The 7,753-nt window shown below is 36.5% G+C and carries 6 protein-coding genes; 5 read left to right on the top strand and 1 reads right to left on the bottom strand.

The genetic code is table 11. The annotated features are described in order from the left end of the window. Window positions 1-176 precede the first annotated feature (176 nt). From GO685_RS02175 to GO685_RS02195, 5 genes are all read left to right on the top strand, one after another. Window positions 177-1,427, top strand: a complete 1,251-nt coding sequence (locus tag GO685_RS02175) for a hypothetical protein (protein ID WP_175937379.1) — start codon at window positions 177-179, stop codon at window positions 1,425-1,427. After that, window positions 1,412-2,371: a tRNA dihydrouridine synthase DusB gene (gene dusB, locus GO685_RS02180; RefSeq protein ID WP_175937380.1), complete on the top strand. Its 960-nt coding sequence runs from the start codon at window positions 1,412-1,414 to the stop codon at window positions 2,369-2,371. The genes GO685_RS02175 and dusB overlap by 16 nt, the downstream gene beginning before the upstream one ends. Window positions 2,372-2,494: 123 nt before the next feature. Further along, complete coding sequence (locus GO685_RS02185; RefSeq protein ID WP_175937381.1) at window positions 2,495-4,300, top strand: peptidylprolyl isomerase; 1,806 nt, start codon at window positions 2,495-2,497, stop codon at window positions 4,298-4,300. Window positions 4,301-4,545: 245 nt separating this feature from the next. After that, complete coding sequence (gene topA, locus GO685_RS02190; protein WP_175937382.1) at window positions 4,546-6,996, top strand: type I DNA topoisomerase; 2,451 nt, start codon at window positions 4,546-4,548, stop codon at window positions 6,994-6,996. 95 nt (window positions 6,997-7,091) lie between these two features. Further along, window positions 7,092-7,451, top strand: a complete 360-nt coding sequence (locus GO685_RS02195) for an ankyrin repeat domain-containing protein (protein WP_175937383.1) — start codon at window positions 7,092-7,094, stop codon at window positions 7,449-7,451. Here GO685_RS02195 and GO685_RS02200 read toward each other — a convergent pair. Next, window positions 7,408-7,734 carry a hypothetical protein gene (locus GO685_RS02200; protein ID WP_175937384.1) on the bottom strand — a complete coding sequence of 109 codons (327 nt, stop codon included), beginning with the start codon at window positions 7,732-7,734 and terminating at the stop codon, window positions 7,408-7,410. The genes GO685_RS02195 and GO685_RS02200 overlap by 44 nt on opposite strands. Window positions 7,735-7,753 lie beyond the last annotated feature (19 nt).

A 7,753-nucleotide genomic window follows, 5' to 3' on the forward strand; every position in this document is an offset into this window, starting at 1 on the left:
GGCATATTCTTTCTTCGGTAGTTAAATAGCCACTTTATAATGAATTTCGTCAGTAACCACTAGATTTTTTAGTTGCCATGCAACAAAGCCAGTGGGAATTGGTATAAGATCATCATAATTGACTTTACCCTCAAAATTTGCTAAAATCTAGTTAACTTGGCATTCATGGATATAACATGTTAGGTACTACAGACAAGGACACTTACCTTACCAAACTCAAAGATGGTGGAAGGTTTGCTATTTACGCTTTTGGTATACATCTGGCGGCTACATTTACCATTGGCTGTTCAGGGCTGATAGTAGGATCTCCTCTACTGACCTTTTCACTTGCTATGCTCATCTCCAATCCCATAGTTTGGATTTTAATGGGAGTAGCTCTTGCAGCAACATACAAATTTGCTATTGAACCTTTGTTTTGCTGGGTCAAAGGTTATGTTAGTGGAAAAGGAGCAGATCAAGATAAAGATAGTGGCGTCGGTAAGGAGTTCAGCGAAGACTTACAAACTCTTGTACATCAGACAAATAGAGAAAATTATACTTACTGGCTACAACAACATGATATTGCTCACATTGCAAGGGTTAGATATGGGTATTCAGAAAGTTCAGAGGGTGATACACTTTTTTGCATTCCTGGTGATGTAAACTCTTTAAACTCAAAATTGAAAGAGTACAAAAATGAAGTAGCACAAAGGAATCCAAGAAAAATCTTTACCTCGATCGCTAATTTAGGTGGCAATCATTGGGTAACATTGATTGTTACCTATAACCAGGCAGATAGGCAATTTAAAGCCTATTACTGTGACTCATTTGGTAAGAAGTTGCCAAATAAGGTTGAAGGACAAATAAAAGATTATATAAATCTTGCTAATGAGATTACTGAAGAATGTGTGAAACCTTTAGACGATAAAGTCGACAGGTTAATACGAGAAAGAGGGATTGATCCAGATAATCTCAGCCTTAAGGAGAAAAAAGATGATCTTGAAAAAACATTAAATGACGCAAGAAAATATAGAAACAAGCTAGTTAGTAGGCAAATTGATACTAATTATATAGTAGGTGTATTACAGGAAACGTTGGAGATAGAGGATGATGGTAACATGAGAAGCTCTGAAGCTAAGCAGCAAGACGATGGCTGTAATTGTGGCGTATTTGCACTGGAAAATGCTCATAAAATTACACAAATGCTCAACGAAGGTAAGTCATTTGACGAAATTGACAAAGAGTTATCAGAGTATAAGTTTGATTTGAATAAAAAAAGAAAAGGGTTTGCAGAAGCACTCATGAACGATGGAAAATGGAAGGAAGATCTAGAAAACGGCTTTTCGATCCCCAGCCAGGAACACAAACATCTCTTACTTCAGAAGTGCAGAATGCTCGGGCTTGTAACACTATATAGTTGTTGCTTAGCCCCATGCCCCTTCAAATAGGAAATCTAACGATCGATTCTCCGGTAATCTTAGCGCCAATGTCTGGAGTGACTGATTATCCGTTTAGAAGTATTGTGAAGAAGCTCGGTGCAAGTTTGTTAGTCTCAGAAATGATCGCAAGCAGAGCTATGATTTTGCAAACTCGCCAGAGTATGCAAAAAGCAAAAGTTGATGAATTAACTGCTGTGCAACTCTCTGGGTGCGAGCCAGATGTTATGGCAGAGGCTGCAAAATTAAACGAGGATATGGGTGCAAAAATCATAGATATAAACTTTGGTTGCCCAGTCAAAAAAGTTGTAAACGGTTATGCAGGGTCAGCGCTAATGCGCGATGAAAAAAAGGCCGCTGAGATAATTGAAGCTGTAGTCAAAGCAGTTAATGTGCCAGTTACGGTGAAAATGCGCACTGGATGGAACGACGAAAATCGCAATGCTCCACGTTTGGGGAAAATTGCAGAGGATCTTGGAGCAAAAATGATCACTGTGCACGGAAGAACAAGAGCACAACTTTATAACGGTCAAGCAGATTGGAAATTCGTTAGGAATGTTAAAGAGCAAGTGAAAATTCCAGTGATAGTAAATGGTGACATTAAAAATTTGAATGACATTCAAAATGCGCTCAAAGAATCCGGAGCAGACGGAGTGATGATAGGTCGTGGCGCTTATGGCAAACCATGGCTAATCAATCAATCAATGAACTTTCTAAGTGGAGGTGAAATTTCTGAGCCAACAGCTTCAGGGAGATTAAGCGTAATACTCGAGCATTACGATAGTATTCTTGAGTATTACGGAAATGACACGGGGATAAAAATGGCCCGCAAACACATAGGCTGGTATAGTAGCGGGGTTAAAAACTCATCTGAATTTCGTGTGAGGGTAAATAACATGGCAGACAGCATGGAAATAAAAGAAAATATAGTCAGCTTTTTCAGTCAAGGAGATTAGACTATCTAATAATCTGAAAACTCTCTGCAGGCACAAGCTAATGCTGTAGCTAATCAATCAACAGGTTTACAAGAACTAAATTATCGCTATTCTATAATTAACCAATAATCAACTTTTGCGTTTATGAATAAAAACTTGTCCACTAAAGTAATCGTTGTCATTTTAGCTTGTTTATTAATCTTTATGGGAGTTGGCAACCTTCTATCAGATGACAATAAAAAGGAGGAAGTAGCTAGAGTTGGAAAGGAAGTTATAACACTGGATGAGTATAAATCGCTATATCAAAATTACGGAAAGCAAATTTTTGGATCTAATGTTAGTGAAGAACAAGTGAAAAGACTGAAATACGATTTACTTAATGCACTCATAGAGCAAAAACTATTGTTTAACCTGATGAGTGATCTGGGGTTGGTAATTGGGGAAGAGTCTATAAAGGACCATATTAAAAATACTAAATACTTTCAAACCGATGAAGGTAAGTTTGACAAAGGGAAATTTCATGAGACGCTCAACGCCCTGCATATGACAGAAAGAGAATATATAGCAAAGCTAGAGAAAATTCTGCCTGCAATGATGTTTGTAACTTCACTGTTTAGAGATAATTATCCAGTGACTTTTGGCGAGAAAATTGATGAGCAGATATACAGAAACCGCCACCAAACCAGAGTAGTTGATATTGTTAAAATAACTAAAGATGCAGTTACAAATGTTTCCAAGCCAGATAATCAAACTTTACTTGACTTATATGAAAAAAATAAATCCCATTTTTATTATCCTGAATATCGAGCTGCACAGTATATTTCTTTAGGCCAAAAATATTTTGAAGATCAAGTTCAGATCTCAGATGAAGAAGTTGATGATATAATAGAACAACAGAAACTTAAGGATCAAAGAGATATATTTAACCTAATATTTCATTCTAAAGAGGAAGCCGAAGCGGCAAGAAAAGCATTTGAAGAGGGTAAAATGAGCTTTGAGCAGATAGCGGAAGAGTTTGGTAAAACAAAACTTGAGGAAACCAGAATGAATAATATAACCAAGGATTTTCTACCAGAGGGTATGGGAGAAAAGGTATTTGCTCTCAAGGCAGGCGAAGTAAGTGAAGTTTTAGTAAGCAGTTTTGGTTGGCATATAATAAAAGTGGAAAGTGTGCATCAAATTTCTAGCGAAAACTTAGCTGATTTAAAAAAGGACGTGAAATCAGTTTTAATCAATCGAAAGTCTTTTGAAAAAGTCAACGATTTCATCAATCAAGCAAATTATAAGATATACAATGGTGCAACAATTGAGGAAATATCCAGTGAATACAATTTACCTATACAAGCCATTGGTCCGGTAGATGCGGGCGGAAAGGATCAAAGTGGTAATAGTGTAGAAAGTTCTAATGATTTGGTTTCTTTTATCTTTTCTCGAGAAAAAGATCAGAGAAGTTATTTTAAAGGCATTGAAGATGCCGTTGTCAGTGTAAAGATCACCGATATTATCCCGCCTAAACTACAAAGTTTTGAAGAAGGTAAGACATCAGTAGAAGACCTTTGGCGTGATGGGTTTATGAAAGAACAAATGTTTAAGATTGGGCAAGAAATTGCAGCTCAACTAAAAGAGAAAACAGATTTGGAGAAAACTCAAGGTGTAGAATTAATTAAAGATCAGCAGATACACCGAAATGAAGCAGACCGACAAAATTACCCTTTTTCTTTTATAGAAGAGATTTTTAACATGAAGACAACTGATTCGGTGACAGACCCTATTCAATATAATAATGAAGTTATAATAGGCGTTCTAAAAGAGATGTATTCATCAAGTGGTAAATTAAACACATTTGATACTGGAAAACGCGTGATGATATCACTAAAAGAGCAATTAATTAGCTACCTAGAATCAAAGTATAAGGTTGAAGTTAACCACGCCGTACTTGACGATATATAGCCAGAGTTTACCTCAAACGCATGATGTTATTCCAGTTTTAACTACTTGGATGACAAGAAAGGGAGCATCGGATGCTGTATCATTGCAAAATTTGGCACTAACCGATAATAGTTGGAATAGTTAATGTAAAGTGTTTCCTAAAGACCTTCAACAACCCACTTTGTAAAATTCACAGGACCCATTAAAATATTTTTTTACATTTCATTATATATTCCTCAACATATTATCTTTAAATACTAATAATTATGGCTTTATTGATAGTTGAGTCGCCTGCGAAGGCAAAAACGATAGGCAAGTATCTAAGTAAAGAGTTCAAGGTAGCTGCATCTTTTGGACATGTGAGAGATCTGCCAGTAAAAAACGGTTCTGTTGATCCAGATAACGATTTTGCCATAAAGTATGAGATTATTGAGAAGGCAGAAAAATATGTAAAAGAGCTGGCAAAGGAAGCAAGTAAAACATCAGATATATACCTTGCAACAGATCCAGATAGAGAAGGAGAAGCAATAGCTTGGAATGTGGTAGAGGCACTAAAGGAAAGGAAAGCAATCAATGATAAAAGTCACATTTATAGAGTAGTCTTTAATGAGATAACAAAAAGGGCAGTGCAAGAAGCGATAAAGAATCCACGCGAAATAAACATGGACTTAGTGCATGCGCAACAAGCACGCAGAGCTTTAGATTATCTGGTTGGGTTTAATTTGTCGCCACTTTTATGGACGAAATTGTCAGGAAGCAAATCTGCAGGACGGGTGCAATCTGTTGCACTAAAGCTCATATGCGAGCGGGAAGATGAAATTAGTAAATTTATAACACAGAAGTATTGGAGCATAAAGGCAGAGATGCAAAACAGCAAAGACGAAACGTTCTTTGCTATGCTCAGCCACTATGATAACAAGAAGCTAGAAAAATTTGATATTAAGAATGAAGAGGAAGCAAAGAACTTAGTTTGGGAGATTGAGTCAAGGCAATATGCTGTAAGCACAGTAGAACGCAAGCAAGTTAAGAGAAACCCGCTTCCTCCATTTATTACTTCAAGTCTTCAGCAAGATGCAGTGAATAAGCTTTACTTTAATGTAAAAAATGTTATGCGCATAGCGCAAAACTTGTATGAAGGTATCGATATTGGTGGTGAAACTGTTGGGTTGATAACTTACATGCGTACAGATGGGTTTTATATTGCAGATGAGGCTATAAACTCAATCAGAGAGTCGATTAAATCATTATATGGTGATAAATATTTACCAAAGTCTTCTCGTCAATATGTAAAAAAGGTCAAAAATGCTCAGGAAGCGCATGAAGCGATTCGTCCAACTGATATAAATAGAACGCCAGGTAGTATCAAAGACTATTTAACGCCAGAGCAACTTAAGTTGTATGATCTGATTTGGAAAAGAACCATCGCAAGTCAGATGGAATCGGCTATCCTCGATCAAGTGGTGGTTGAAATTAGTTCTACTGATCAGAAGGTAATTCTACGAGCAAGTGGATCGAGCATATTTTTTGATGGTTTCTATAAAGTTTATAGAGATAACGCAGATGATGAAGATGAAGGGATGCTACCTGCCCTGAAAGAAGGTGAAGCGTGCAAACTGATCTCTGTTGATCCAAAACAGCATTTTACTCAACCTCCACCGCGTTATAGTGAAGCAAGCATTGTTAGAAAAATGGAGGAAATTGGCATAGGCCGTCCATCAACTTATGCGGCAATTATTTCAGTATTGCAAGACCGTGAGTACGTTACACTGGATAATAAAAGATTTATTCCAAGCAGCCGCGGTAAGATCGTTACCATATTTTTAGAAACTTTTTTTCAGCGTTGTATAGAGTATAATTTCACAGCACAAATGGAAGAAAAGCTTGATTTAATCTCAAATGGACGTGCGGATTGGAAAAAAGAGCTAGGCTATTTTTGGGTACCATTTTTTAATCATGTAAACTCTGTCAAGCAAATGGCACATGATGAGATTTTTATCGGCATTCACAGTTTGGTAGTTGATTGGTTTTGTTCAGAAAAAGGAAAGGAAGAAATAGGCAAAAAATGTCCTGATTGTTCTGATGGTATATCGAAATTGAATTTTGGAAAAGCGGGAGTATTTCTTGGATGTTCTAACTACCCTGCATGCAGCCATACAAAAGAAATTACAGGTAGTAATGACAGCTCAGAATACCCAAAAAGTTTGGGTATAGACGATGTGACAGGGCAAGAGGTGATGATCAAAAAAGGCCCGTTTGGGCTTTACCTGGAGTTCAATAACGAATCGAAAAAGAAAAAAACGGTTTCCATACCAAAAGATATAAATGTTAATGATATTGATCTGAATACCGCTACTCAATTACTTTCCTTGCCAAAAGTAATCGGAGAACACCCAGAAACTGGGAAGGAAGTAAAAATAGGCCTTGGAAGATTTGGGTACTATATTTTCTATGATGGCAGATACTTTGCTCTTAAGAAGGGCTCCAAGGGGGTATTGGACACGCAATTGGATGAAGCTGTGCAAATTATTGCAAAAAGCCCACGTAAAGAGCTAAAATCTCTCGGTTTTAATGACAAGGGAAAAGAAGTTTTCATCTGCAACGGTAGATATGGATTCTATATAAAATGCGGTAAAACAAATGTGGCCTTAGGCAAAAATGCAGATATTGAAAGTATAGATTTGAAAAAAGCTTTAGAGTTAATTAAGAATAAAAAATAAATGCTTAAAAGATATCTTGCAACTCTTCTACAAATGCAATATGTTGAGCTTTATAAAAATACTTGTCAATTGTTAGTATATATGGAGGTAAAATTATGTTAAATGGTACCAGAGGTTATGATTTATATAAAATTTTAAAGGAGTCCCGTAATAATGAAGTTGGACCAGTAGGCCATGAGCGTCTAATGGGCAGGTATACAGAGATTAATGCCAAAGATAATATGGAAAGAACTGCTTTACATTATGCTGCTTATTTCAATGATACTGATATGGTTGAACTTCTTCTCGAAGCAGAAGCTAAAACTAACATAAAAGATAATAATGGTAAAAAACCGCTTTCTTTTGCTGAGAATAAGGAAATAATTGATTTATTGAGAGGCCTACCAGCTAGATGTCTTTCCAATGTTATAGTTAGCTGTCTTTTATCCTTCCTTCCCGCTTTTTGCGAAGGATGATCTTTATTATATAATCTGACATAAAAAACCATATAAAATTGCTTCTACTGTTACTATGAGAAAATTGCTTGTTCTTAACATATAAGGGATCTGGTAAATATTGAAGCAAAAGTGGTGTCATGTAAGTAGCTCCTTTCTTGTCATTCCAGTGCTTGACACGCAGCTGTACGCACATTGCAATCAGCAGGTAATTTGCGTAACAGACGGTATTATCCCAGTGCTCCGACACTGGGATCCAGTTTTCCATAAAAATGGTGCATTTTAACATAACTTTTATGCTCATCTACTTGATAAAATTCCTA

It is taken from the genome of Wolbachia endosymbiont of Madathamugadia hiepei (assembly GCF_013366855.1).
Classification (GTDB): Bacteria; Pseudomonadota; Alphaproteobacteria; order Rickettsiales; family Anaplasmataceae; genus Wolbachia.